This window comes from Vibrio sp. 1978, assembly GCF_033344345.1.
Genome location: NZ_JAWPOP010000571.1, coordinates 1 through 652 on the forward strand (window position 1 = coordinate 1; position 652 = coordinate 652).

General features: G+C 50.2%; 1 protein-coding gene. It reads right to left on the bottom strand.

What is annotated here, in order from left to right:
• Positions 1-95: 95 nt before the first annotated feature.
• Positions 96-545: a cupin domain-containing protein gene (locus R8N49_RS27885; protein WP_276427595.1), complete on the bottom strand. Its 450-nt coding sequence runs from the start codon at positions 543-545 to the stop codon at positions 96-98.
• Positions 546-652: the final 107 nt, after the last annotated feature.

Sequence of the window (652 nt, forward strand, 5' to 3'; positions counted from 1 at the left end):
ACCAATGAGCGGAAGCGGTACGCTCATGTGAGTTTGCTATTGACTTGGGTTGCCTGTAATTGCCAGATGTCCGACGTCCTTAAGTTAGCGTTCAATTAGCCAAGCTCGGCGTACTCTTCGTCCGTCACGGGTTGACACCACTCATTGCTTGCTCCTTCGGCGGGTATTTCTATTGCTACATGTGAAAACCAGCTGTCTTTAGCTGCGCCATGCCAATGCTTAGTGCCAGGCGCAATATGCACGACATCGCCCACGTTGAGCGCTTGTGCTGGCTGACCAAATTCTTGATACCACCCGCGGCCTCCCGTCACGAGCAAGATTTGTCCGCCTTCGTGATGAATGTGCCAAAAATTACGGCAGCCCGGTTCAAACGTCACATTTGCTACGATCAGCCCCGGTTGGTTGAGCAACGCCAAGTAGCTTGTCCCCGTGAAGTAATCGGCATACGCTTCGTTCTTTGCCCCGAAATCAAAAATGCCACGGCCGTTAAATACTCCGGCTGTTAGTGATTGTGGAATCTGTGTTTTTGCTGTGTGATTAACCATTGCTCTACGTCTCTTTATGGAATGCAGGATGCGTATCGAGCATTCGCCAAACTGTGTAGATAACGTTAACGCCGCAGGCCATTTATCGTTAGCCTATTCATGGCTAA